The organism is Microbacterium forte (genome assembly GCF_031885415.1).
GTDB classification, from domain to species: domain Bacteria; phylum Actinomycetota; class Actinomycetes; order Actinomycetales; family Microbacteriaceae; genus Microbacterium; species Microbacterium forte.
Genome location: NZ_CP116871.1, coordinates 2386653 through 2410291, shown reverse-complemented (window position 1 = coordinate 2410291; position 23639 = coordinate 2386653). Strand labels below are relative to the sequence as shown.

General features: G+C 68.3%; 19 protein-coding genes and 1 pseudogene. 15 read left to right on the top strand and 5 right to left on the bottom strand.

Annotated features, from left to right (window positions below; genetic code table 11):
* Window positions 1-66 precede the first annotated feature (66 nt).
* The 14 genes and pseudogenes from OB895_RS11555 to OB895_RS11490 all read left to right on the top strand — a co-directional run bounded on the left by OB895_RS11555 (window position 67) and on the right by OB895_RS11490 (window position 14724).
* Entirely contained in the window at window positions 67-1323 is a 1257-nt protein-coding gene (locus OB895_RS11555; protein ID WP_231567560.1) for an ABC transporter substrate-binding protein, read from the top strand.
* A 13-nt stretch (window positions 1324-1336) separates the two neighbouring features.
* Window positions 1337-2299: a carbohydrate ABC transporter permease gene (locus OB895_RS11550; RefSeq protein WP_079113854.1), complete on the top strand. Its 963-nt coding sequence runs from the start codon at window positions 1337-1339 to the stop codon at window positions 2297-2299.
* 4 nt (window positions 2300-2303) lie between these two features.
* On the top strand, window positions 2304-3155 hold the full coding sequence (locus tag OB895_RS11545; RefSeq protein ID WP_228385614.1) for a carbohydrate ABC transporter permease: 852 nt from the start codon (window positions 2304-2306) through the stop codon (window positions 3153-3155).
* Entirely contained in the window at window positions 3155-4303 is a 1149-nt protein-coding gene (locus OB895_RS11540; protein WP_079111922.1) for a mandelate racemase/muconate lactonizing enzyme family protein, read from the top strand. Before OB895_RS11545 ends, OB895_RS11540 begins: the two co-directional genes overlap by 1 nt.
* Window positions 4300-5325: an aldo/keto reductase gene (locus tag OB895_RS11535; RefSeq protein WP_079111923.1), complete on the top strand. Its 1026-nt coding sequence runs from the start codon at window positions 4300-4302 to the stop codon at window positions 5323-5325. The genes OB895_RS11540 and OB895_RS11535 overlap by 4 nt, the downstream gene beginning before the upstream one ends.
* A gap of 5 nt (window positions 5326-5330) precedes the next feature.
* On the top strand, window positions 5331-6047 hold the full coding sequence (locus tag OB895_RS11530) for a GntR family transcriptional regulator (RefSeq protein WP_052492962.1): 717 nt from the start codon (window positions 5331-5333) through the stop codon (window positions 6045-6047).
* Between the two features lie 182 nt (window positions 6048-6229).
* Complete coding sequence (locus tag OB895_RS11525; protein ID WP_079111924.1) at window positions 6230-9172, top strand: Na+/H+ antiporter subunit A; 2943 nt, start codon at window positions 6230-6232, stop codon at window positions 9170-9172.
* Window positions 9172-9708: pseudogene (locus OB895_RS11520) on the top strand (Na(+)/H(+) antiporter subunit C); the annotation flags it as partial. The gene OB895_RS11525 and the pseudogene OB895_RS11520, both read left to right, overlap by 1 nt.
* A gap of 239 nt (window positions 9709-9947) precedes the next feature.
* Window positions 9948-11501 (top strand): Na+/H+ antiporter subunit D, encoded by a 1554-nt coding sequence (locus OB895_RS11515; protein ID WP_056375101.1) that lies wholly within the window; start codon window positions 9948-9950, stop codon window positions 11499-11501.
* Window positions 11498-12106, top strand: coding sequence for a Na+/H+ antiporter subunit E (locus OB895_RS11510; RefSeq protein ID WP_056375103.1), 609 nt, complete (start codon window positions 11498-11500; stop codon window positions 12104-12106). Before OB895_RS11515 ends, OB895_RS11510 begins: the two co-directional genes overlap by 4 nt.
* Window positions 12103-12372, top strand: coding sequence for an MrpF/PhaF family protein (locus OB895_RS11505; RefSeq protein WP_042540345.1), 270 nt, complete (start codon window positions 12103-12105; stop codon window positions 12370-12372). Before OB895_RS11510 ends, OB895_RS11505 begins: the two co-directional genes overlap by 4 nt.
* Entirely contained in the window at window positions 12369-12758 is a 390-nt protein-coding gene (mnhG, locus tag OB895_RS11500; protein WP_042540347.1) for a monovalent cation/H(+) antiporter subunit G, read from the top strand. Before OB895_RS11505 ends, mnhG begins: the two co-directional genes overlap by 4 nt.
* 15 nt (window positions 12759-12773) lie before the next feature.
* On the top strand, window positions 12774-13589 hold the full coding sequence (locus OB895_RS11495; protein WP_311877728.1) for a DUF2510 domain-containing protein: 816 nt from the start codon (window positions 12774-12776) through the stop codon (window positions 13587-13589).
* A 232-nt stretch (window positions 13590-13821) separates the two neighbouring features.
* Window positions 13822-14724, top strand: coding sequence for a putative endonuclease domain-containing protein (locus OB895_RS11490; protein ID WP_311877726.1), 903 nt, complete (start codon window positions 13822-13824; stop codon window positions 14722-14724).
* Window positions 14725-14803: 79 nt separating this feature from the next.
* Here the strand turns inward: OB895_RS11490 and OB895_RS11485 are convergent, their stop codons facing one another.
* Window positions 14804-15565 (bottom strand): alpha/beta fold hydrolase, encoded by a 762-nt coding sequence (locus OB895_RS11485; protein WP_042540351.1) that lies wholly within the window; start codon window positions 15563-15565, stop codon window positions 14804-14806.
* A gap of 104 nt (window positions 15566-15669) precedes the next feature.
* Here OB895_RS11485 and OB895_RS11480 point away from each other — a divergent pair, with 104 nt between their 5' ends.
* Entirely contained in the window at window positions 15670-17031 is a 1362-nt protein-coding gene (locus OB895_RS11480) for an MFS transporter (RefSeq protein ID WP_228385615.1), read from the top strand.
* Window positions 17032-17118: 87 nt separating this feature from the next.
* Here the strand turns inward: OB895_RS11480 and OB895_RS11475 are convergent, their stop codons facing one another.
* The 4 genes from OB895_RS11475 to OB895_RS11460 form a co-directional block, all read right to left on the bottom strand.
* Complete coding sequence (locus OB895_RS11475; protein ID WP_376708838.1) at window positions 17119-19782, bottom strand: penicillin acylase family protein; 2664 nt, start codon at window positions 19780-19782, stop codon at window positions 17119-17121.
* A 136-nt stretch (window positions 19783-19918) separates the two neighbouring features.
* Window positions 19919-21838 carry a YhgE/Pip family protein gene (locus OB895_RS11470; protein ID WP_311877724.1) on the bottom strand — a complete coding sequence of 640 codons (1920 nt, stop codon included), beginning with the start codon at window positions 21836-21838 and terminating at the stop codon, window positions 19919-19921.
* A complete protein-coding gene (locus OB895_RS11465; protein WP_311877722.1) occupies window positions 21835-22791 on the bottom strand; it encodes a hypothetical protein in 957 nt (318 codons plus the stop codon). The genes OB895_RS11470 and OB895_RS11465 overlap by 4 nt, the downstream gene beginning before the upstream one ends.
* Window positions 22788-23411 (bottom strand): TetR/AcrR family transcriptional regulator, encoded by a 624-nt coding sequence (locus OB895_RS11460; RefSeq protein WP_042540355.1) that lies wholly within the window; start codon window positions 23409-23411, stop codon window positions 22788-22790. The genes OB895_RS11465 and OB895_RS11460 overlap by 4 nt, the downstream gene beginning before the upstream one ends.
* Window positions 23412-23639 lie beyond the last annotated feature (228 nt).

Here is a 23639-nt window from a genome sequence, read left to right as displayed (position 1 = left end):
CACCACCCGAGCGACACCCCCTCACCCATCGCATCGAATCAGCATCCAATGAAGGAGGCAGACAGAATGAATGCACTCTCATCCCGACGCGCGAAGCGTCTCGTCCTGACCGGGGCCGCGGGCCTCACCGTGGTCGCCCTCGCCGGTTGTGCCGGGGCATCCGCCGGAGGCACCGGCGGATCCGGCGGTCCGCTCGTGCTCTACACCTGGGCCGCCAGCGAGGGCGACCAGGCGCAGTGGGCCGACTTCATCGACGGCGCGCAGGTCGAGGATCCCGACCTCGACATCTCCGTCGAGGGCCCGAGCTTCTCGGACTACTGGACCAAGGTGAAGACCCGCCTCAGCGGATCGAACCCGCCCTGCCTGCTCACGACCCAGGCCGCGCGCGCACAGGAGCTGGGCGACCTGCTCATGCCTCTCGACGATCTGATCGAGAAGAGCGGTTTCGACATCGACAGCATCGACGCCTCGATGCTCAGCGGCATGACGGTCGACGGGACGATCCGCGCGATCCCCTATGACGCCGAGCCGATCGTGCTCTTCTACAACGTCGAGGCGTTCCAGGCGGCAGGGCTCGAGCTGCCCGGCACCGAGTACACGCGCGACCAGTTCATCTCGGACGCCAAGGCGCTCACCGATGGAGAGAAGAAGGGTCTCGCGCTCGCGCCGGGCATCTTCATCCCCAACGCCTGGTCGCTCGCCGACGGCGTGCCCGCCGTCACCGAAGACGGCGAGCTCGACCTCACGAACTCCGATTTCGTCGACCAGATCCAGAGCTTCTTCGACCTCGTCTCGGTCGAGCAGGTCGCGAAGGCTCCCGAAGCCGCCGACGGCTCCGAAGTGTCACAGCAGGCGTTCACCTCGGGCGAGGTGCCGATGCTCATCGAAGGCCCCTGGATGTACGGCAGCTTCGCCGACGCCGCCGACTTCACCCTGGGCGTCACGATCGTCCCGTCGACGAGCGGGACGGCAGCCGCGATGACCGCAGGCTCGGGATTCGGCATCGCTGCGAACTGCGACCGCCCCGATGAGGCCTTCGCCGCGATCGAGGCGCTGACCTCGGTGTCGGTGCAGGAGAAGCAGGCCGAGGCCCGTGGCATCGTCCCCTCTCGCATCGAGGCGCTTCCGGCCTGGGCCGAGGGCAAGACCGAGGGTGCCGCCGACGTCGTCGAGGCACTCCTCGCAGACGCGACGCCGCAGCGCACCACCTCGACCTGGAACCAGGTCGAGACCCTGATGACCCAGTACGGAGTGCAGGGCTACCGGGGTGAGCTGACGGCTGCGGAGATCATGGAGACGATCCAGAACTCGGTCGCGGGCTGAGCGGATGGCGATCATGAGCGACCGGAGTGAGGCGACGGCCTCCTCTGCGATGCCCGGCGTGGCGGGGGTGCCGATCGGTGCCCCCGCCCCGCGGGCTCCACGTCTGCGACATCGGCGCGGCGACGGCTGGGTCGCTGTGGCCTTCCTCGCCCCGGGGTTGATCGGGTTCGTCCTGTTCATCCTCACTCCGCTGTTCGGATCGGCCTTCATCAGCCTGTTCGACTGGAAGCTGTTCGGCAGCCCCGACTTCATCGGGTTCGAGAACTACGTCAAGCTGTTCCGCGACCCGACGTTCTACACCGTGCTCGGCAACACGCTCATCTTCGCGGTCGTCTACACGGCGCTGAACCTGTTCGTCGCCCTCACCATCTCGCTGTGGCTGAACACCCGCATGAAGGCCGCGGGCGCGTGGCGGGTCATCTTCTTCCTGCCCGTGATCACCCCGATGGTGGCGAACGCGCTCGTGTGGCGGCTGCTCCTCTCGCAGGACGGACTCGTCAACTCGATGCTCGCGACCGTCGGCATCGACGGCCCCAACTGGCTGTCCGACTCGGCGTGGGCGCTGCCCTCGGTGATCGCGATGTCGGTGTGGCAGTCGTTCGGCTACAACGTGATCGTCCTGTCGGCCGGCCTCAGCGCGATCCCGAAGGAGCTGCTCGAGGCCTCCCGCATCGACGGCACCTCTGCCTGGCAGCGGCTGCGGTTCATCATCCTGCCGCTGCTGTCGCCATCGCTGTTCTTCTGCTCGACCATGACGATGATCGGCGCGTTCCAGGTGTTCGTGCAGCCGCTGTTCCTCACGCAGGGCGGGCCGGGCGAGAGCACCAACACGTTCGTGCTCTACCTGTATCGCAACGGATTCGTCTTCGATCGGCTCGGCTACGCATCCGCCCTCGCGTGGATCCTCTTCCTCGTCGTGATGCTCATCACCGCCCTGCAGTTCGTCGGCCAGCGCAGGTGGGTGAACTATGAGTGACGTCGTGAGCCTTCCCCGCCGCGCGCGTCAGCGCCGGGACTCCCTCAAGGAATGGCTGAACACCGCAGCCATCGCCGCGGTGGCGCTGATCTTCGCGTTCCCCTTCATCTGGATGTTCCTCACGGCGCTCAAGCCCGAGAACGAGGTGTTCACCGCGACCCCTCAGATCTTCGGATCGGAGATCCGCTGGGCGAACTTCGTCGAGGCCTGGACGGTCGTGCCGTTCGGTCGCTTCATCCTCAACGGCCTGATCGTCGCGATCCTCGGCGCCCTGCTCTCGGTGATCGTCGCCGTGCTCTCGGCCTACGCGTTCTCGCGGCTGCGCTTCAAGTACCGCGACAAGCTGTTCCTGCTGTTCGTGCTCACGCTCGTGCTGCCTCAGGAGGTGCTGGTCGTGCCCCTGTTCATCATGATCAACAGCTGGGGATGGAACGACAGCTTCGCGGCGCTCATCATCCCGTTCGCCTTCACGGCGTTCGGCACCTTCCTCATGCGGCAGTTCTTCCTCACCATCCCGATGGAGTACGAGGAAGCGGCGCTGATCGACGGTGCGTCGCGCCTGCGCACTCTCTGGTCGGTGCTGCTGCCGCAGCTGGTCGCGCCGCTGAGCGTGCTCGCGGTCTTCTCGTTCATCGGCTACTGGAACTCGTACCTGTGGCCGCTGATCATCATCAACACACAGGACATGGCCACCGTGCCCCTCGGGCTCGGCATGTTCACCGGTCAGTTCGGCACGCAGTGGGCTCTGCTCATGGCGGCGTCGACGCTGGCCGTCATCCCCTCGCTGATCCTGGTGCTGCTGCTGCAGCGGCAGCTCATCAAGGGGGTCACCCTGGGCGGACTCGGAGGACGCTGATGCACACGACACAAGACACCGCCGCGAGACTGCTCGAGGTCAGGGCGGATGCGACGGCAGGAAGCCGCATCGTGCACGTCGAGGCGCAGCTGTGCGACCTTCCGGTCGAGACGGAGCGGACGGATGCGCTGCAGACGTTCGTGAAGCAGGAGACGATCCTCGTGCGACTGCGCACCGCCGACGGCACCGAGGGCATCGGCTACAGCTACACGATCGGCACAGGCGGCGGTGCAGTGCTCAGCCTGCTGCGCGAGACACTGCTGCCGGCGCTGATCGGCCTCGAAGCAGAGCGTCCGGAGGTCGTATGGCTGGCCCTGTTCGGCATCACCCGCGCGACCACCGTGGGGCCGATCACCGCGCTCGCGCTCGCCGCGGTCGACACCGCCGTGTGGGATGCGAAGACGCGGCGATCCGGGCTGCCGCTGTGGGTCGCCGCCGGCGGCGCCTCGCCCTCCGTCCCGGTGTACGACACCGAGGGCGGATGGATGCACTTCGGCACCGATGAGCTCGTGGCGCACGCCGTCGATGCGAAGGAACGAGGCATGGGCGGGGTCAAGATCAAGGTGGGAATGCCGCGGGGCCACCAGGACCTGGAGCGACTGCGGGCCGTGCGGGACGCGGTCGGACCCGGCATGGACATCATGGTCGATGCGAACCAGTCGTTCTCGGTGGCGGAGGCGATCAGGCGCGCCCGTCTCTTCGAAGAGGTCGACGTCTTCTGGTTCGAGGAGCCCCTGCCGGCCGAGGACATCGAGGGGCACCGGCAGCTCGCGCGCTCGACATCGGTGCCCATCGCGGTCGGCGAGAGCATGTACTCGCTCGGGCACTTCCGCGAGCATCTGCAGCGCGGCGGTGCGTCGATCGTCCAGGCCGACGTGGCGCGGGTGGGTGGCATCACGCCGTGGCTGAAGATCGCGCACCTCGCCGAGTCGTTCAACGCCCCTGTCGCGCCGCACTTCCTCATGGAGCTGCACGTCTCGCTCGTGTGCGCGATCCCCAATGCGCTGTATCTCGAGCACATCCCGCAGCTGCGTGCCGTCACGAGGGGCGAGCTGCGCATCGAGAACGGGCGGGCCTGGGCGCCGAACGAGGCAGGGCTCGGGATCTCCTGGAACGACGACGCGCTCGGGCGCCTGGTCGTCGCATGAGCAGTGTCGTCTCCGGAGTCGCGCAGCCCCTCGCGCAGTCGGTCGCGATCGGACGCGGCGGGCTCGCCGCTCCACCCGTCGGGTACGGCGCCGCCGCGCTCGGCAACCTCTATCAGGCGCTGGGCGACGACGAGTGGCCGGGCATCGTGCCTGCGGCGTGGGCAGGAGGCATCCGGTATTTCGACGTGGCTCCGCACTACGGGCTCGGTCTCGCCGAACGACGACTCGGCGACAGCCTGCGGCAGCTGCCGCGCGACGAGTACATCGTCTCGACCAAGGTCGGGCGCCTGCTCGTGCCGCAGGATGCCGCCGGTCGCACCGACATCGACAACCTGTTCGACGTACCCGCCGACCATCGCCGCGTGCAGGACTACTCGCGAGACGGCGTGCTGCGCTCGATCGAGCAGTCACTCGAACGGCTCGGTCTCGATCGCATCGACATCGCACTGGTGCACGACCCCGACGCGCACGAGCGCGAAGCCCTCGAGGGTGCGTTCCCCGCGCTCAGCGAGCTGCGCGATCAGGGGGTCATCACCTCGTTCGGGGCGGGGATGAACCAGAGCGCGATGCTCGCGCGGTTCGTGCGCGAGACCGGCGCCGACGTGATGATGGTCGCCGGGCGCTGGACCCTCCTCGACCAGTCGGCCGCCGATGACCTGCTCCCGCTCGCACACGAGCACGACGTGACGGTGCTCGCCGCGGCGGTCTTCAACTCGGGCATCCTCGCGACGGATGCGCCCGCGCAGGATGCGCTCTTCGACTACGGGCCCGCCGAGCTGCCGGTCGTCGAGCGAGCCCGATCGATCGCGCGCATCGCCCGGCGGCACGGCAGCTCGCTTCCCGAGCTCGCCGCACAGTACCCGCTGACCCACCCTGCAGTGGCGGCGGTGGTGATGGGCGGCGCGAGCGCCGAGCAGGTCTCGAGGAACAGCGGCCTCGTCGCGCGCCCGGTCGCCGCCGAGGTGTGGGACGAGCTTCGAGAACACGGGCTGATCAGCCGGGAAAGGCACCCCGTACGATGAGACTCATGTTCGGCGACGACGAAGCACGCGGACCGCGGCCGCTCCCGGCGCGGCGCGCCCTCGTCGACGATGTGTACGACGCCGTGCTCGGCCTTCTCATGGACCGCGTGATCGAGCCCGGCGCCCGCGTGAACATCGACGCGGTCGCTCGCGATCTCGACGTGTCGCCCACTCCGGTGCGCGAGGCGCTCACACGCCTCGAGGCCGAGGGGCTCGTCGCGAAGCGCGCACTCAAGGGCTACGTCGCGGCTCCTCTGCTCGACGCTGCGGGGCTCCGTGACCTGTACGACATGCGCGAACTGCTCGAGCCCGAGGCCGCGCGTCGCGCATCGACCCATCTCGACGCCGACATCGAGAGCGAGCTCGCGGAGTCCGTCGTTCAGATGCGTGCAGCGTCGGCGCCCGACGCGGAGGAGAGCTTCCGCAACTACCGCCGGTTCATCGACGAGGACCTGCACTTCCATCACCTGATCGCCGAGCAGGCGCAGAGCCCGCTGCTCTCGGAGGCCATCGTGCGGCTGAGGTCGCACATGCACCTCTACCGCCTGAACTTCCGTCACGACTTCGAAGACGACACCCTCAGCGAGCACGAGAGCATCCTGGCGGCGCTTCGCCGACGCGATCCCGAGGCCGCAGCAGAGGCGATGCGCACACACATCGCGAAGTCGTACGACAGGCTCGGCCCCGCGATCGCTCGACGGGCCGAGAACGCATCCGAATGATCTGATTTCGCGATCGACATCGCGCAAAGTGCCCGAAATCCCGGGCAAAACCGGCCATTTGCGCGGTCCGACGCCGACATGATCGACCCGGAACAGCGAAAAATCAAGGTAAACTCGATATCGACACCCGCCCGCCCGCCTGCGCCGCACCCCCGGCCGACGAGCTTTGAGGAGCCGCGTATATGCTGACGCTCCTCGCCGTGTTCCTTCTCGGGTCGATCCTGATGCCCGTTCTGGTGCGCTGGCTGGGATCCCAGGCATTCGCCATCGCGGCTCTCATTCCCGCCGCGGCATTCATCCACGCTCTGGTGCTCACCCCCCAGGTGCTCGACGGCCCGACGCCCTTCGTCTCGGTCGCGTGGATTCCGCAGCTCGGGTTGAACCTGTCGATGAACATGGATGTGCTCGGCTGGGTGCTGACCCTCATCGTCACGGGTGTCGGCGCGCTCGTGCTGCTGTACTGCCGCTGGTACTTCCACGACGACTCCGCGGGGATCGGCCAGTTCGCCGGTGTCCTGCTCGGATTCGCGGGTGCGATGTACGGCCTCGTCCTGACCGACGACCTGGTCATGCTCGTCATGTTCTGGGAGGTGACGAGCATCCTCTCGTACCTCCTCATCGGCCACTACCGTCGGCGTGCGGCCAGCCGACGAGCCGCTCTGCAGGCGCTCCTGGTCACCACCCTCGGCGGGCTCGTGATGTTCGTCGGAGTCGTGCTGCTGGTCGTCGATGCCGGCACCTCGAGCATCCGCGAGATCCTCGAGATCGCTCCCACCGGGGCGATCGTCGATGCCGCCGTGGTGATGCTGCTCGTCGGTGCCATCAGCAAGTCCGCGATCTTCCCGTTCCACTTCTGGCTTCCCGGCGCGATGGCCGCGCCCACCCCCGTGAGCGCCTACCTGCACGCTGCGGCGATGGTGAAGGCGGGCATCTACCTGATCGCGCGCTTCGCTCCGATCTTCGCGTTCACCGGACCCTGGCGACCGATCATCATCTCGCTGGGGATCGTGACCATGCTGCTCGGCGGCATCCAGGCGCTGCGAGAGACCGACCTCAAGCGCATCCTCGCCTTCGGCACCGTCAGCCAGCTCGGGTTCTTCTCGATCGTGATCGGCTACGGCACGCAGGCGAGCGCGCTGGCGGGCCTTGCACTCGTGATCGCGCACGCGCTGTTCAAGTCGGCGCTGTTCCTGATCGTCGGTGTGATCGATCGCCAGCTGTCGACGCGTGACATCACCGAGCTGAGCGGTGTGGGCCGGCAGGCGCCGGTCATGGCGACTGCGGCATTCATCTCCATCGCCTCGATGGCCGGCATCGCGCCGACCCTCGGATTCGTCGCGAAGGAGTCCACCCTCACAGCCCTCCTCGACGACGCGCTGCACGGATCGCCATGGGGACTCGTAGCCATCATCGGCGTCAGCGTCGGATCCATTCTCACTGCGGCATATGGCATCCGCTTCCTCTGGGGCGCGTTCTGGACCAAGCGCGACGCAGCAGGCGATCGTCTTCCCGACACCGCGTGGCCGGACCCGCCCGTCGGATTCCTCTCGGCGCCGATCATCCTCGCCGGCTTCACGCTGGCCACCGGCATCGGAGCCCCTGCTCTCGACGTCGCGCTCCAGGGATACGCCCTCACGGCCACGCCCGGCCTCGACGCCGAGGGCGTCGCCGCCGAGGGACCAGGGCACCTCGCCCTCTGGCATGGTCTCGAGCCCGCTCTCGGCATCTCGATCCTGTCGATCCTGCTCGGCGCCGCGGTCTTCCTCCTGACCCTGCGCACAGGGTGGGATCGCAAGGCGCGGCTGATCCGCTTCACCGCGGCAGACGTCTACTACCTGGTCATGCGCGGCGTCGACCGGCTCTCGGTGCTGAGCACGACCCTCACCCAGCGAGGCTCGCTTCCGGTCTACGTCGGCACGATCTTCGTGGTCTTCGTCGCCGCCGAGATCACGGCTCTCGTCGCCAGCGACATCGACCGCTTCCAGCTCTCGGCCTGGCACACCCCCGCGCAGCTGGTGGTCGCGCCGATGATGGCCGCCGCCGGCGTCATGGCCGTGCGGGCGCAGAAGAGGTACACCGGGGTCGTGCTCGTCTCGATCACGGGTCTCGGCATGGTCGTGCTGTTCGCGACCAGCGGCGCCCCCGACCTGGCGCTGACGCAGATCCTCGTCGAGACCGTGACGATGGTCACCTTCGCGCTCGTGCTGCGTCGCCTGCCTGCGCGAATGGGCGAGCACAACGCCTCCGTCGGTCGCATTCCGCGGGCGCTGCTGGGTGTCGGAGTCGGACTCACCATGGCCCTCGTCGCGGTCGTGGCGACCCAGTCGCGTATCGCGGACCCGATCTCGGCGGCCTTCCCGAAGCTCGCGTACGAGATCGGTCACGGCAAGAACGTCGTCAACGTCGCGCTGGTCGACCTGCGTGGCTGGGACACGATGGGCGAGCTCTCGGTGCTCGTGCTGGCCGCCACCGGCGTCGCCTCGCTCGTGTTCGTCACTCACCGGGCCGACATGCTGTCGGCGACCAAGACGCTGCCCAAGGCGCGGCGCCGTCGAACCCTCAGCCGTCCCCTGGTCGAGACGACCGAGGGCGTGCGCTTCCAGACCGACGAGAACGAGAGCAGCCCCCGCGCCTGGCTCGTCGGCGGACCGAAGATGAACCCGGAGAACCGGTCGATCCTGCTCGAGGTGATCGTCCGCATCCTCTTCCACACGATCATCGTCGTGTCGATCTTCCTGCTCTTCTCCGGCCACAACCTTCCGGGCGGCGGCTTCGCGGGCGGACTCGTCGCGGGCATGGCACTCGTCATGCGCTACGTCGCCGGCGGACGCTGGGAGCTCGGCGCGGCTGCGCCCACGGATGCCGGTCGACTGCTCGGCGCCGGTCTGATCCTCGCGGTCGGCACTGCCGTGGTGCCGCTGTTCTTCGGCCTCGCCCCGCTCACCAGCAACTTCTGGGAATGGGAGATCCCCGGCATCGGCCACATGGAGTTCGTCACCTCGACGATCTTCGACGTCGGCGTGTACCTCGTCGTGATCGGACTCGTGCTCGACGTGCTGCGCAGCCTCGGTGCCGAGGTCGACCGCCAGGCACAGGAGTTCCGCGAGCGGGGGGTGACCCGCTGATGGATGTCTCACTGACCCTGATCGTGATCATGGCCGTGCTGTTCGCCTGCGGCGTCTACGCGATGCTCGAGCGCAGCCTCACCCGCGTGCTGATCGGCTTCCTGCTGCTCGGCAACGCCACGAACCTGCTGCTGCTCATCGTGATGGGCGTGCCGGGGAGCGCACCGTTCTACGGCGCTGAGGGAGAGGTCAGCGACCCGCTGCCGCAGGCGCTCACTCTGACGGCCATCGTCATCACCTTCGCCGTCTCGGCCTTCCTGCTCGCGCTCATCTACCGCTCGTGGCAGCTGGGCCAGGCCGACACCGTCGAGGACGACGAGGCCGACATCGCGCTCCGCGAGCGCACCGACGCCGACGAAGACCTCATGGATGACGAGGCCGACGCCGCCGACGACGAGGCGACCACCGACTTCGTCGGCGTGCAGACGTCGCCGATCACCGTGCTGCACATGCGCGACCATCCGTCGATCCATGACGACGCTCCGACCGACCGGCCCACCGCGCCCCGGACCGCATCCGCGGATGCGGATGGGGATGGGGCGGGGGATCCGGACGTGGATGCCGGTCCTGGGGCGTCCGTCCTGGACGGAGAATCGGCGCCGCCCGACGACGACGCGGACGACTCCCCGCGCTCCGACGACTTCCGGACGGATGCCGACACGCACGCGTCAGACGCTCACGAGACCGATGCGGCCGACGCCGCGCATGACACGGCCACCGACACGGCATCCGATGACAGCGCACCTGAGCACACCGACGACGGGGAGGACCGCCGATGAGCGCCCTCGTCCCCCTGCTCGTCGCCCTGCCGCTGCTCGGCGCCGCGGCGACCCTGATCTTCGGCCGCAACCCGCGCCTGCAGGCGTTCGTCACGGTCGCGACGCTCGCGACCGTCTCGGTGATCGCCGCCGTGCTGCTGGTCGTCGTCGACGCGGGAGAACCGCTCGCGGTCTCGGTCGGCGGATGGCCCGTGCCGTTCGGCATCGTGCTCTACGTCGACAGGCTCGCGGCTCTCCTCGTGCTGATCTCGAGCATCGTGCTGCTCGCGGTTCTGCTCTTCTCGATCGGTCAGGGCGCGGCCGACGGCACCGACGAGACGCCGATCTCGATCTTCAACCCGTCATACCTGATCCTCGCCGCGGGAATCTTCAACGCCTTCATCGCGGGAGACCTGTTCAACCTGTACGTCGGATTCGAGATCCTGCTCGTGGCATCGTACGTGCTGATCACGCTGGGCAGCACCGAGTCGCGCATCCGCACCGGCGCGGTCTACATCGTCGTCTCCCTGGTCTCGTCGATCCTGTTCCTCGCCTCGATCGCGATGATCTACGGCGCACTCGGCACCGTGAACATGGCGCAGATCGCCGAGCGCATGACCGAGCTGCCGCAGGAGACGCAGCTGGTGCTGCACCTCATGCTCGTGATCGCGTTCGGCATCAAGGCCGCGATCTTCCCCGTGTCGTTCTGGCTGCCCGACTCGTATCCGACCGCTCCGGCGCCCGTCACCGCCGTGTTCGCAGGCCTACTGACGAAGGTCGGCGTCTACGCGCTGATCCGCACCGAGACCCAGCTGTTCGCCGAGAACAGCATCGACACCGTGCTGCTGATCATCGCTCTGGCGACCATGATCGTCGGAGTCCTCGGCGCCGTGGCGCAGGCCGAGCTCAAGCGAATCCTGTCGTTCACCCTGGTGAGTCACGTCGGATACATGATCTTCGGTCTCGCGATAGCGACCCCGGCGGCGATCGGCGCGACGGTGTACTACATCGTCCACCACATCATCGTGCAGACGACCCTGTTCCTCGCCGTCGGTCTCATCGAGCGCAGGGCGGGAAGCACCTCGATCCTCCGGGTGAAGGGCCTGCTCAAGGTCGCGCCGGTGATCGCCGTGCTCTACTTCATCCCCGCGATCAACCTCGGTGGACTCCCGCCGTTCTCCGGGTTCATCGGCAAGTTCGCGCTGTTCGAGGCCGCGGCATCCGTGGGGACCCCGCTCATGATCGTGCTGATCTTCGGCGGGATCGTCACCTCGCTGCTCACCCTCTATGCGCTGATGCGCGCGTGGAACCTCGCGTTCTGGCGCGAGGAGGACGACTCGACCGAGACCGAGGGGCGCATCTCGTACCTCGGCAACGCCCCGGCCGCCGACGAGCAGCAGGAGCGTCGCCGCATCCCTCGCATCATGACGGTCGCCACCGCCGGCATGGTGGGGGTCACTATCGCGCTCACCGTCTTCGCCGGTCCGCTCTACGCACTGTGCGACCGCATCGGTGCGGCGCTGCTCGACCCGGTCACCCTCGTGCAGCTGGAAGACGAGGTCGAAGGATGAGCCCCACCGAGACCGGCCGTCACTTCTGGCGGGACATCCGCGTGCAGCTGCCGTTCCTGGCATGGCTCGTCGTGCTCTGGATGCTGCTGTGGAGCCAGTTCACGGTGCTGTCGTTCCTCTCGGGTCTCGTCGTCGCGGTGTTCGTCACGCGCGTCTTCCGGCTGCCGACCGTCGAGCTGTCCGGGCGGATCAACATCTGGTACGCCGCGCTGTTCGTGGTGCAGTTCCTGTTTGCCGTCCTGCGTGGAGCGGTCTCGGTCACGGCGCAGGTGTTCGACTTCCGCCGTCAGCCCGGCGCGGCGATCATCGCGGTGCCGTTGAAATACGCCGACGACCTCATCATGACCCACGTCTCGGTGGTCTCGTCGCTGGTCCCCGGATCGCTGATCGTCGAGGCCGACCGCGACAGGCAGGTGCTCTACCTGCACGTGATCGGGGTTCGCAGCATGGCCGACGTCGAGAAGCAGCGCGAGGGCGTGCTGCGGTGGGAGCGACGGGTCGTGCGTGCGCTCGGAGCCCCCGCGCAGTACCGTGCCCTCAAGGCCGACGAACGCGCGGCGCGTGCCGGTGGTGCCGGCGGGCTGACCAGGGGAGGTGCCCGATGAACGTGCTGATGCTGGCGATCATGGTCGTCTTCGGGGTGGCCGCCATCCTGACGATCATCCGCATCGTGCGCGGCCCCTCGATCCTCGACCGAGCCGTGGCATCCGACGTGCTGCTCACCGAGGTCATGTGCGTGCTCGGCGCCGAGATGGCGATCAACGGTCACACCCGCAACATCCCGGTGCTGCTGATCATCGCCGCCGTGGGTGTCTTCGGTTCGATCTCGGTCGCCCGGTTCGTGGCCAGAAGGGACAACACGACCCCATGAACGTGTTCGGTCTCGCCATTCCCGACGCCGTCATCGACGTCGCCATCCTCGTGCTGATCCTGCTCGGCGCGGTTCTGTGCCTGTCGGCCGCCGTCGGTCTGCTGCGCTTCCGTGACGTGCCCTCGCGACTGCACGCCGCAACGAAGCCCCAGGTGCTCGGTCTCATCCTCATCTGCCTCGCGATCGCCCTGTCGCAGCGCACCGTCGGCGGAATCCTCATCGGGCTCGCGCTCGTCGCCCCGATCGTGCTGATGCAGTTCGCCACCGCCCCGCTGTCGGCCCATATCGTCGGTCGGCAGGCCTACCGCAACGGCACGACCGACGAGCGCAGCCTTGTGGTCGACGAGCTCGCCGAGTCGAAGCAGACTCCGCCGGGCGCCGGCTGAGCAGAGGGAAGACGGATGTCAGCACCACAGGGATGGTACGACGCGGGCACGCCGGGCCGGCAGCGCTGGTGGGATGGCGTGCAGTGGACCGCACATGAGCGCACGGCGCCGCCGACCGCCCCGTCGATGGGGTGGTACCAGGTGCCGGGGACCGCAGACGTCCGCTGGTGGGACGGAGTCATCTGGACGCCGTACCGCGTGCGCAAGGGCAAGCCGCGGCCCGACGCCCTGGCGGTCGAGCCGCCGGCGGTGGGGCTGGTGCTCGGCATCGTGTTCTTCATCCTCGCGATGCTGCAGCTGTTGGCGGCGGTCATCACGCAGAGCCCCGGCAACTTCGCCCTTCCCGTGGTCCTGATGTCCATCGCCGTGATCTGGGTCCTCGGCGCCGCGCACACCCGCGCCGTGCGCAGGCTCCCCGCCCCGCAGTCGGCGGCGCTCGTCGACGCCTCCGTGCAGCCGCTGCCCGGCGAGGTCGATGGACCGGATGCCGGGTGGTATCCGGTGACGGGGCAGGCCAGCCGCTGGTGGACCGGTTCCCGCTGGACCTGGTACCTCGGCACGAGATTCGGCCCGCGCCCCGGGCATGCCGGGCCGCGCGGCTATCTCACCTCGATGATCGTCGGCTGGTGCGTGGCCGGCATCGCGGTGATCGGTCTGGTCGTCGCGGTAGCGGGAAGCATCATGGAGCAGGGTCTCGTCACCGGGTTCATGATCGTGTTCGGGATCATCTTCGCGGTGCTCTTCGGCGGTCTGGGGGCATTCGCCCTGCTGCTGACGAGGGCGCGACGCAACGCGATGCTCCTTCCGACCACACCCCCGCCGCTGCGCTGAAGCGGACTCGCCGCGCGCCGGCGCGGAGCCGCTTGCTGTTCACAATTCAGCATGAGCCTGTCCGCGTGGGCGTGAAAGGGGCAGCAGGACAGCTCGACACGAGATCCATGCTGAATAGTGAACGACGCCGACCAGTGCTACTTCTCCTGCACTGAACTCTGTTCCGCGCAAGTCATCCCTCGTTGTGCGGACGACGCACTTCGATACCCTGCGCTGTCTGCACACTTCTGCGATGGGGAAGAAACAGAAGACCGTCGCGCAGCGCGCGGACGACGGCTATGCGCATACTGTTCTCAGCCGATCGGATCTGGTGCACCGAGGGCTTACGGGGCGTCTCATCGCCGAGTCAGTCGCGCGAGGAGAACTCCTGCACGTGCGTCGCGATCGATACGCGCTGCCGTCGACCCACCGGGACATCATCGAGGCGGTCCGCATCGGCGGGCGAGTGTCCTGCCTGTCTCTCCTCGCCCTTCTGGGGGTCTTCGTGTTCCGCTGCCGAGAGCTGCATGTGCTCGTGACTCCCGGTTCGTCTCGTCTGCGTGTCGCGAAGGACAGAAAGGTCGTGCTCCATTGGAAGGTGCTGACAAGCGTGCGGGAGAGCCTGCATGCGGCTCCATCGATCGATGCCGTCGCGCACTCTGTGCTGTGCCAGGCACCGCGCGAGGCGCTCGCCACCTTGGACAGCGTGCTTCATCACGCACTCCTGACCCACGATGAGCTGGCCACGATGTTCGCGGCCCTTCCCGCCCGATTCCGCCCGCTGCTCACGTTGGTCGATCCGTCGGCGGGCTCGGGCCCCGAAACGTTCATGCGATTGCGGCTGCGGGCGATGGGCGTCGCATATGAGACGCAGGTGTATCTCGAAGGCGTCGGGTACGTCGACTTCGTGGTGGACGGCTGGTTGATCATCGAGTGCGACAGCAAGGAGTTCCACGAAGGGTGGGAGAAGCAGATGCAGGATCGCGAGCGCGATATCGCCGCGGCCCGACTCGGCTTCATGACCATTCGTCCACTTGCGAAAGACATTCTCGGTGACCAGGCGTCCGTGCGACAGGCTCTCGAGCAGATCATCGCTGTGCTCGGGCCGAGGTTCACCGACGCACCTCGTTCACAATTCAGCAAGAAGCGCCCTTGAGCGGCGTTCGAGTAACGAAACCACGCGGTCTAGACGCGTTCATGCTGAGTTGTGAACTACGCGGCGAAGAGAGTACGAGTCAGAGATCGTCGGCGAAGGCCTGGATCAGGCGGGCCGCCGGCTCGGAGTCGCTGATCAGCGTGCCGTGACCGTGGTCGGGGATGACCCGCAGGTCGGCGCCGGGGATCTCGTCGATGATCTCCCGGCACCAGCTCATCGGCGCGAGCGGGTCGTCTTCTCCGCGCAGCACCAGCACCGGCTGATCGATGCGGGCGAACGCCTTCTCGGGCTGGTGCACGATGGTCGCGCGGATCTTGCGGATGAGATGAGGGCCACCGCGGAGGTACTCCCTGGCGCCGCGCCAGATCACCAGCGGTCGCTCGCCGATCAGGTCGGTGAGGAGGTACCTCGCCTGTGAGGCGATGTTGCGCGCCGCCTTGTTGACGGTGGGGCCGGCGAGCACGACGCCTTCGACGAGCGACGGATGCCGGGCGGCGAGCTCGGCGGCGATCTGGCTGCCCATGGAGTGGCCGATCACGACGACGGGCCCCTCGTCGGCGTGCCGGAGATAGGCCGCGACGAGGTCGGCATGGCGCTCCATGGTGAAGGTGCGTGCGGGTTCGGGCGCTTCGCCGAAACCCGGCAGGTCGAGCGCGATGACCCTGCCGCGCAGTCGCTGCACGACATCGAGGTAGACACTGCGACCCATGCCGATGCCGTGCAGCAGCAGGAACGTGCGAGGGCCCTCGCCGAAGGTCTCCGCGATGAGCGTCGCCCCTGCATGCTCGAACTCGAGCAGGGTGACGGGGGTGCCCTTCGGGGCGAGATAGCTGGAGACCACGCACCCACGCTAACCGAGTGGGGGCCTTGCGGCTAACCGGATGCAGCGTGCGCCGTATGCCGGTGTGCGGCGAGACGCGGGTGCGCGCCATGCGAGGATGAAGGGTGTCTTCGCCCAGCCCCGATCCCGATCAGATCGAGACGGGGGGCGAGACCGCACGTCCGTCGAAGGGCTTCATCGCACGCATCGCAGACGGGTTGAGCGATCCGGTGCTGCGGGCGCTCGTCGCCGCGACCGCCGTGTCGCGCATCGGCCGCGGGGTGTTCCTCGCGGTCACGGTGCTGTTCTTCACGCAGATCATCGGTCTCTCTCCCGCGCAGGCCGCGGTGGTGCTCGCGGTGTCGAGCGGATGCGGTGTCGTCGGGTCGCTCCTCGGCGGGTGGCTCGCCGATCGGTGGAGCGCACGACGCCTCGCATTCGGCTTCGAGATGACCGGCGGCGTGCTGCTCGCCGCCTATGCGTTCGTCGGAGATTTCGTGTCGGCGCTTCTGCTCGCCAGCCTCTCCGGCTTCTTCGACTCTCTCGGATACTCGGCGCGGTCGGCCATCATCGCGCGAGGATTCGCCCCCGACAGGCGGGTGCATGCCCGCGCCGTGCTGCGCACGGTCACGAACCTCGCGATCGCCGCGGGCTCGGGCTTCGGCGCGATCGCTCTGGCGCTGGGCACACCCGAGGCCTATCGGGTCGTGATCGCCGGTGCGGGTGCCGTCTGCGCACTCGGGTCGCTCTCGCTCCTCCGGCTGACGTCGGCGGTCGACGCCCCCGCACGCGGTCGTGTCGCGACTCAGCTCACCGAGACGGGATCCATCGACACGCAGGCGACGGCTGCGGCATCCGCAGAGCGCAGGGAGTGGAACCGTCGCTCGCCGTGGCGCGACCCGCGGTACCTGCTGCTGAGCGGGCTCTCGGCGATCTTCGGCATGCAGTTCGGGGTGGCGGAACTCGGGGTGCCCCTGTGGATCAGCGAATACACGAAGGCGCCGGACGCCACGTTCGCCGTGCTCCTGATCGTCAACACGGCGCTGGTCGTGCTGTTCCAGGTGCGTGCCTCGCGCGGCACGCATGACATCCGGGTCGCGGGGCGCGTGACCATGATCGCGGGGTGGCTCATGGTCGCCGCCTGCCTGATCTACGCGCTCGCCGCCGGTCTTCCGACGTGGGCTGCGATCGTCATCCTCGTCGTCGGAATGATCACGCACACGTTCGCCGAGATCCTGTCGCAGGCCGGAGCCTGGGGGCTCAGCTTCGAGCTCGCCGATCCGGTGCGGGCGGGTGCCTATCAAGGCGTGTTCGGAATGGGCTTCTCGCTCGGAGCCCTCGCGTCGCCGATCGTCGTGAATGCCACGGCGATCACGTTCGGCTTCGCAGGCTGGGCGATGCTGGCGGCGATCTTCCTCGCCGCCGCGGTCGGCATCTGGGCGATCGCACGCCGCGCGGCCGCATCCGCCGAGCCCGCATCCGCCTGAGGCGCGAGCCCGCATCCGCCTGAGGCGCGGGCCCGCATCCGCCTGAGGCGCGGGCCCGCATCCGCCTGAGGCGCGGGCCGAGGAGAGCTACCCGGCGGGGGTCAGCACCAGGGTGTTCTGCGTCGCCGCATCGACCGCCTTCTCGGAGAACGCCCACGGCTTCTGCGCGCCAGCCGCCCAGTCTGCGGTCTGATCGACGTAGTGCTCATTGAACGCATGACCGGATGCCCCGGTGAGGTGGATCCAGGTCGAGGCGTCGAGGTCGGAGAGGTCGACCACCATCCGCATCGACGGCACAGTGGTCGTGGCGTAGGAGGTGCCGAGATCCCACCCGGTCGCGTTGACCACCGATGCGCCGCCGCCGACCGCATACGGGCCGCGGTTGAAGAGCATCTCGATCGGGGCGATGCCCGACGAGCCGAGGGTGTCGCTCGTGAGGGTGATCGCGTGCAGGTCTCCCCATCGCCACCCGGTGACGGCGTCGCCCTGCAAGGTGGAGAGCTCCTCGTATGCTTCTTCGGCAGACAGCGCGAGCATCTCTTCCATGCTCGTCACGTCGATGCTCGGATTCGTCCAGAGCGGGTCGGAGGGGTCGTCGAGCAGATCCGCGACGACCGTGAAGAGGCGGCCCTGGCCGTCGATCGGCAGCGGCTGGTCGCGTTCGGCGAACAGGTTCTGCACGAGGTTCGACCAGAGCACGTTCGCGTAGGCGGCCGCTGCCGACCCCGGGTCGTTCTGCGCATCCCACGAGCGCAGCAGGGCCACGGCATCCTCGGTGCCTGCGCCCTTCACTTCGACATCGTCCATCGCGGATGCCAGACGTTTGCCGATCCACATCTCGCTGTCCATCTGGATCTCGCGCATGTCCTGCGCCGTGAGCGGTGCGGCTGCCACACGTCGTTCGATCAGGTGCGCGATGCGATCCGCGCGGTAGCCGTAGTCCCAGTCCCGCGAGAGGAAGTAGGGGTAGTCGTCGGTGACGATCGCGTTGTTCGCGGTCACGATGTAGCCGGATGCCGGGTTGTACGACACCGGCAGCTCGTCGAAGGGGATGAACCCCGTCCAGTCGTAGCTGCTGTCCCACCCGGGCTGCGGCATCCATCCGTCGCCGGCTCCTCGCACGGGCAGGCGTCCGGGAGTCTGATAGCCGATGTTGCCCTCGACGTCGGCGTAGATGAGGTTCTGCGCCGGCACATCGAACAGGGCGGCCGCAGAGCGGAACTCCTCGAAGTCCTGGGCGGTCGACAGCGCGAAGATCGCCGTGGCGGCCGTGCCGGGGTCGAGAGCCGTCCAGCGCAGACTGACCGCGTACTCGGAGGCCTCGCCGGTGGGCGCGGTGCCCGTCGCGCCTCCGGCCGTGAGTCCAGGCTCCGGGTCGTCGGCGATCGCCGTGAAGTCATCGGTGAGCCCCGAGATGATGGGGCCGTGCGCGGTCGATCGGATCGTCAGGTCGATGTCGTCGCCGCCCGCGACCTTGATCGTCTCGGTGGTCTCCTCGATCGGCACCAGCGCTCCGTCGCGCCAGTACTGGTCGCCCTCGATGCGCTCGATGTAGAGGTCGGTGACATCGGTGGTCAGATTGGTGAAGCCCCACGCGATCTGCTGGTTGTGGCCGATCACGATGCCGGGGAGTCCGGAGAACGAGAAGCCCCCCACGTCGAACGGGCATTCTTCTGTGACCTCGCTGCAGCGCAGCTGCACCTGGTACCAGACCGATGGCAGCGATGCGCCCAGGTGCGGGTCGTTGGCGAGCAGCGGCATGCCGGTCTCGGTCAGGTCTCCCGACACCACCCAGGAGTTCGAGCCGATGCCCTCGCCGACATCGCCGACGAGCAGGCTCGCGGCCTCGATCACGTCGGAGGCCTCCTGCCACTCGATCGTCGTCGCGGCCTGCTGCATCTCATCGTCGTTCGCGTCGGTCGTGAACGCGGCGGGCTCGGCGCCGGTCTCGAGAGTGGGCACCGTGGAGATCTCGGGCACGATCACCGGGTGCTCGTCGAACGGATACGCGGGGTACAGCTCATCGAGCGTCGCGGTGATGTCGGTCGCGTCGGAGCCGTCGGAGCCGTCTGAGCCGTCTGTGAGCTGCGCGGTCAGCAGCGCACGCTCAGCCTCATCCTCGATGTTGCCGCGGAGATCCCAGGCCATGGCCTTCAGCCAGGCGACCGAATCGGCGGGCTCCCAGGGCTCGGGCTCGTACTCCGGGTTCTGCATTCCGAGCACGGCATATTCGAGCGACAGCTCGGCACCCGAGCGTGACGAGAGATAGGCGTTGACCCCGTCGGCGTAGGCCTCGTAGTACCCGCGCGTCACGTCGTCCATCGCCTCGACCTCGGCCTCGGCGACCTTGCGCCAGCCGAGGGTGCGCAGGAAGGCATCCGTTCCGGCCTGCGACTCGCCGAACATCTCAGCCACGCGACCGGCCGTCACGTGTCGTCGGAAATCCATCTCGAAGAAGCGGTCCTGCGCGTGCACGAACCCCTCTGCATAGAACAGATCGTGGGATGAGTCGGCCGTGATGGTCGGGATGCCGCGGTCGTCGCGCTGCACCGTCACCTCGGACTGCAGACCCTCGAGCGGCAGGGTGCCCTCGGTCTGCGGGAAGGACCGCTGGATGGTCCAGGTCACGAAGAAGGCGACGGCGACGGCGACGACGATGATCGCCGCCACGACGAGGAAGGCGATGCGGCCGATGCGCGCACCCAGTGACGGGCGTGAGGGCACGGCGATCTCAGGCGAATCGGTTGTCATCATCGAGAACTCTTTCGGGTGGCATTGCGGGACTCAGTCCCAGAGAGTCCCAGAGGGCGTCTCAGCGACGCACTCTGGGAATACTACCCACAACGACGACGCGTGGCGGGGGAACTTCTCGCCCCGCCACGCGGCGTCAGCCGATGAGGCTCGGCTGCAGATCGCGCAGCGTGCGCCGGTGCGTCATGCGCGTCACCCCGATGGCGGCGAGCAGCAGAGCGCCGACCAGCCAGATCCCCAGCACCACCAGATCCCATCCGGCTCTGCCGAGATCGCCCCCGTACATGAGCTGTCGCATGGCATCGACGACGTAGCCGAGCGGCAGCACGTGGTGCAGTGCGGCCAGTGGAGCGGGCAGAGTCTGCCAGGGGAAGGTGCCGCCGGCGGTGACGAGCTGCAGCACCATGAGCACGAGACCCAGGAACTGGCCGACCGAGCCCAGCCAGACGTTCAGCGTGAGGATGATCGCCGCGAACGTCGCTGATGCGAGGATCATCACACCCAGAGTGCCGATGGGGTTGTTGAACGTGAAGCCCAGGGTGATCGCGAGGATGCCCATGAGCCCGACCATCTGCACCGCGCCCAGCATCGCCGGTGTCAGCCATCCGGCCAGAGTCACCCGGATGGGGGAGTGCAGCGCCGTCACGGCGCGGCGGGAGATCGGCTTGACGATGAGGAACAGCGCGTAGATGCCGATCCAGGCCGACAGCGCGGCGAAGAACGGGGCGAGGCCCGCGCCGTAGTCCTCGGCCGACGCCACCTTGTCGCTCGAGACCTTGACGGGATCCGCAATCGTGTCGGCCTGCAGCGCGCGCAGGTCGGGAGTCGACGCGGGGATCTGCTCCACCCCGTCGGACAGCCCGTCGCGCAGCTCGGCCGTGCCCGACGCGAGGGTGCCGAGTCCGTCGCGCAGCTGGGCCGCGCCGTCCCTCGCCGCCGCCGCGCCCGTGGCGACGGTCTGCGCGCCGCCGGCGAGGGTCTGGGCGCCACTGGCGAGCGTCTGCGTGCCGCTGGCGAGCTGCGAGGCACCGGATGCCACCGACTCGGCTCCGGCGGCGAGCTGGTCGACCTTGTCGACCGCGTTCTGCACGGTGGCGTTGCCCTCTTCGAGGCGGGTGCCGAGCGGATCGAGGGTGGACAGCACCCGATCGATCTCCTCCTGCGTCAGGCCCTGATCTGTGAGCACCGTCGCGATGTCCTGGCGTGCCTGCGGCAGGGCATCCGTCGCCTGCTGCACGGCAGACCCGGCGCGGTCTGCGACGTCGGCCAGTTGCCGGTTGCCGTCGCTGACCTGCTGAGCACCCGAGGCGAGAGTCGCCGCTCCGCCGGCGAGCTGAGACGCGCCACCGGCGAGCTCAGACGCGCCACCCGCGAGCTGAGACGTGCCGTCGGCGAGCTGAGACGTGCCGTCGGCGAGTGTGGCGCTGCCGGTCGCCGCGGTGTTGGCACCGTCGGTGAGCTGGCTCGCCCCGTCGGCGGCGGTGACGAGGTTGTCTCGCACGTCGCTGAGTCCGGTGAGCAGGCGCTCTGCCGCCTCGCTGCCGACCATCTCGGCCACCGAGCTGCGGATCTTCTCGACCGCCTGAGTGCCCATGCTCGACGCGAGGTAGTTGTTCGCGTCGTTGGTCTCGAGTTCGATGCGCGCCTGGTGCGGGTCGTCGCCTGCGGCCGAGGTCAACGCCGAAGAGAAATCGTCAGGGATCGTCACGGTGAAGTCGACCGTGCCCTCGCGCAACGCGTCTGCGGCCTCGTCGGCGGACATGCGCTGCCAGTCGAAGGCGTTGCCGTCGATGAGGTTCTCGGCGACGTCCTCGCCGTAGTTGACGGTCTCGCCGGTCTCGGCCTCCGTTCCCGTGGTGGGGGCAGGGGCCCCGGCATCGTCGACGACAAGTGCCACAGGCACCTCGGGGAACTTCGCATACGGGTCCTGGTTGGCCCAGAGGTACAGGCCGCCGTAGAGGATCGGCACGCACACGAGCGCGATCAGGGCGATGATGCCCATCTTGCTCGCGGTGAGCCGCCGCAGCTCGGCGGCGATCATGGCGGGAACCTTCATCGCTCGCCTCCGTTCTCTTCTGTGTCTGCGTCTGGGTCTGGGTCTGGGTCTGTGTCTGGGTCTGTGTTTGTGTCTGCGTCGGGCGTTTCGCGGTGTTCGGCGTCGGCGTTCTCGCTCGCCGAGCCGGGGTCGGCACCCGCGGGGGAATCCTCCTCGGCATATTCGTCATCGAAAGGCGGCACCGCGGGCAGGCCGTCTGGGCTCTCCGGCTCCGCGTCGGTGGTCGAGTGCTCGTCGGATGCGGATGCGGATGCGGATGCGGATGCGGATGCGGATTCGGACTCGGACGCGGATGCCGCGTCGCCCGGGCGGTCGAGCACGAGGGGCTGGATCGGACCGGAGGCGTTGATCGCCTCGAGTTCGTGCATCCGTTCGAGGGCGACCGCAGCGGATCCGCCGATGACGACGAGCATGGCGTAGCCGCGGTCGGCGAACTCCGACGCGATGCGCCACCAGCCGTCCGGGCTGCCGCCGTGACGGTCGGGCGCGACGAGCACGATGCCTTCGGTGCCCTCGCGGAGGATCGCGAGTTCGCACAGGATGCGCACCCGCGCGGCCGGGTCGACGTTGCCGATCGGCACACCGGCGAGCTCGCCGAATCCGAGCTGATTCAGCCACCGACGAGCGTGCAGCGGGGTCGCGCCGACCCCGGCGAACATGAGCTCTTCGCCCACCACGCCGGCGAGGGTGATGTCGGGATGCGGGTCGCTGACGTCGGGGGCGTCGACCAACGCGATCGTGCGGCGCAGCGCCTTGTTGTTCGAGTCGCCGTCGATCGTCACGCGTCCGGTGTCGGGCCGCATCCGTCCGCTGGCGATCAGGCCGAGAACGGTCGGTCGCTGCTCGGTCTCGGCGAGGGCGAAGCGCACCGCACCGCTGTGGAACTCGAGGCTCGTCGTCGGCAGCGACTGCCCGCCGCGCCCTTTGCTCACCTCGTGCAGAGTGACTCTCACGCGCTGACCTCCTGCGATTCGACGATGTCCGGGTGTGCTGCCAGCAGTTCGTCGGCCTCGCGCCACGAGAGCCCGGCGATGCTGAGCAGCGTGCGCACGGCGAGCCCGGCCGCGCCGGCGCTGTGGGCATCCGTGCGCGAGACGACCGTGCGCGCGACCTCTTCGATGAGACGGGCGAGGGTCGGGGCGGGGAGGTCGGTGCGGAAGCTGCCGTCTTCCTGCCCGCGCCGTGCGAGGGCGGCGACGGTGCGGCGCAGAGGGGCGAGAGCGTCGGCGGTGTGCTGCACGTGGGCTTCGTCGAGCGCGAGCGCCGCGGCGACCTGCACGTGCGCGGCCTCCTGCCAGAGTCGTGCGGCGAGGCGGGCGAGCGCGATGCGCGAGTCGGTGTCGGTGACGGACTCGGCGATCGCGTTGAAGCGCTGCGCTCCGACCGAGATCAGCTCGCGGATCAGGGCCTCTCGGTCGTCGAAGTGGCCGTAGAGGGTGCGGCGCGACAGACCGGCGCTGCGGGCGATGACGTCGATCGATGCGCGCGGGTCGGTCGCGAGGGTCGCTCGGGCCGCATCGAGGATTCCGGCGCGATTCTCGACGGAGTCACGGCGGGGAGCACGGGTGGTCATGCGGCCATTCTACGTATAGTGCACAGCAGTGTGCAAGATAACTCGAAGGACTCACAGGGTCTGAACAGTGGGCGTTCACAACTCAGCACGGATCGCCGCTCAGAGCCTCTACCAGCACGATCCAGCGTCCTAGCCCGACGCTCATGCTGAATTGTGAACGCCGAACCGCCGAGCACACGCAAAAGGGGGCGGATGCCGCAGCATCCGCCCCCTCTCTGAAACCGTCAG